Source organism: Ruminococcus turbiniformis (assembly GCF_020687545.1).
GTDB classification, from domain to species: Bacteria; Bacillota; Clostridia; order Lachnospirales; family Lachnospiraceae; genus Mediterraneibacter; species Mediterraneibacter turbiniformis.
Genome location: NZ_JAJEQX010000074.1, coordinates 1 through 2,599, shown reverse-complemented (window position 1 = coordinate 2,599; position 2,599 = coordinate 1). Strand labels below are relative to the sequence as shown.

1 protein-coding gene is annotated in these 2,599 nt (G+C 46.8%); it reads left to right on the top strand.

What is annotated here, in order from left to right; all coding sequences use genetic code 11:
- Positions 1-659 precede the first annotated feature (659 nt).
- Positions 660-2,492 (top strand): reverse transcriptase/maturase family protein, encoded by a 1,833-nt coding sequence (locus LKD70_RS18295; protein ID WP_042958109.1) that lies wholly within the window; start codon positions 660-662, stop codon positions 2,490-2,492.
- The last annotated feature ends 107 nt before the right edge of the window (positions 2,493-2,599 follow it).

Here is a 2,599-nt window from a genome sequence, read left to right as displayed (position 1 = left end):
ATTTACCGCGCGTCCAGAAGCGCCGCTTTTCATCCAAAGGCGGTGTGCGGGCATTTTGGGAACCCGGCTTTAGCAAGCCGGTAAAGAAAAGTATCAAAGACGTGAAAAGCGTCACTTTAGCGTCATCCGATTTACCTCGGAGGGAAACCACAAGGGGGACAATAGCGTATCGGAAAAATCGCAAGTTGGGAAAACCATCTACCCACGACTGAGCGGCAAGACGCAACATTGTGAATGAGGAGCAAGGCTAAACTGCTTTAAGGGCAGTCCGAGGCGGGATACTCGACCCGACGGCGCAGGATGGTTGTATTCGCCGTATGTCATAGCGGAATGTGACAGGTAAACACAGACCGCACGATACTTATGACAGCCAGCCGCAGTAAGCGGAAAAGGACGAAAACCCACTACCGACATCACAATACGCTTTTCCCAAAGTGTCTAACTGGAGATTGCCTAAACCGGAACGCCGGAACTATCCGGCTATGCGTAATGCCGCAAGGCGATAAATTTCAAGGGGTAAAAACCCAAGAAAGATGACGCTGAATATCCGGCATGGCAACGGAGCCTCCGTAGTAGTCCGAGGGCGGGAAAGCCGTCTACATGGCGAAGGGAGGCAGGATGTCAACCAATTCATAAAAAGGAAAGGTGCGTGAGGCATTATGAGAAGTCCTGAAAATGTGTTGGAAAGCCTAAAATCCAAGGCGTGTAACAAGAGTTACAAGTACGAGCGGTTATACCGCAACCTGTACAATCCACAATTCTATCTGCTGGCATATCAGCGGATACAGGCGAAACCAGGCAACATGACAGCCGGAACAGACGGCAAAACCATTGACGGAATGGGAATGGCAAGGATAAACGCCCTCATTGAAAAGATGCGGGATTTTAGTTATCAGCCTAACCCGGCAAGGAGAACGTATATCCCGAAATCCAATGGGAAAATGCGTCCTCTGGGGATACCGTCATTCGACGATAAACTGATACAGGAGGTGGTGCGGCTCATCTTAGAGAGTATTTATGAGCCAACCTTTAGCGACTATTCCCACGGTTTCCGTATAAACAGAAGCTGTCATACGGCACTCAAATATGTGCAGAAATATTTTACGGGGACAAAGTGGTTCGTTGAGGGAGATATAAAGGGCTGTTTTGACAACGTAGACCATCATGTGTTGATTGCTATTTTGCGAAAGCGGATTGCAGATGAACATTTCATCGGTCTGCTCTGGAAGTTCTTGAAAGCTGGATATATGGAGGATTGGAATTATCACAATACTTATTCCGGCACTCCGCAAGGCTCCATCATCAGCCCTATCCTTGCAAACATCTACATGAACGAACTGGATAGCTATATGGCAGAGTATGCAGAGAAATTCAACTGCGGAAACCGCCGTAAAATCAATCCTGCGTTCAAGAAGAAGCTGGATGTCTGCCGGGGGAAAGAACAAAGGCTTAAAAGAAATCTCTCTAAAATGAGCGAGGAAGAAAAAGAGGGCTTAATTGCAGAAATCCGGGAACTGCGGCGTAGTCTGAAATCTATGCCGTATAGCGACCAGATGGACGATAGCTATAAACGGATTTGCTATATCCGATATGCCGATGATTTCTTAATTGGAGTTATCGGCAGCAAAGAGGACGCAGAACAGATTAAACAAGATGTAGGCTGCTTTATCCGGGACAAACTCCATCTGGAAATGTCCGAGGAAAAGACATTGATTACTCATGGACACGACGCTGCGAAGTTCTTGGGATATGAGGTCACAATCGCCAAAGGCGAACACAACAAAAAGACCAAAACCGGGGCTACCAGACGGGTAAACAATGGAAAAGTCTTACTTTATGTTCCCCATGATAAGTGGGTAAAACGACTGTTCTCCTACAATGCCCTCAAGATTAAATACGACAAACAAAATGGAAACAAAGAGGTTTGGGAACCTGTCCGGCGCACTCGCCTGTTGCACTTGGACGATTTGGAAATCCTAAACCAATACAACGCAGAAATCCGTGGATTGTATAACTACTACCGACTTGCAAACAACGTGTCTGTACTCAATAACTTCTACTATGTAATGAGATACAGTATGCTCAAAACCTTTGCTGGAAAATATCGGACACGAATCAGCAGAATTATCCGCAAGTACCGTCAAGGGAAAGATTTTGTTGTGGAGTATCCGAAGAAAAACGGCAAGGTGGGAAAAGTGCTGTTCTACAATGACGGTTTCCGCCGGAATACCAAAGTAGAAAGCGGAAATCCCGATATAGTAGCACGAGCCGTTGAGAATTATGGACGCAACAGCCTGATTAAAAGACTGCAAGCGAACCAATGCGAGTGGTGCGGCGCAGAAAATGTGCCGCTTGAAATACACCATGTACGAAAACTCAAAGATTTAAGTGGCAGAAAACAATGGGAAATCGCCATGATTGGGCGTAAGCGCAAGACAATGGCACTCTGCGTCTACTGTCACGATAAGTTACACGCTGGGAAATTAGACTGACATCTGGAGAGCCGGATACGCTGAGAGGTGTAAGTCCGGTTCGGAGGGGAGTTCTCGGAAACCTACCATAGCAATATGGCAAGGCGCCGGGTTCTTACCCTACTTGT

Coding starts and splice junctions, on each gene's coding strand:
- LKD70_RS18295 (WP_042958109.1), top strand. CDS start 660: ATGAGAAGTCCTGAAAATGTGTTGGAAAGCCTAAAATCCAAGGCGTGT.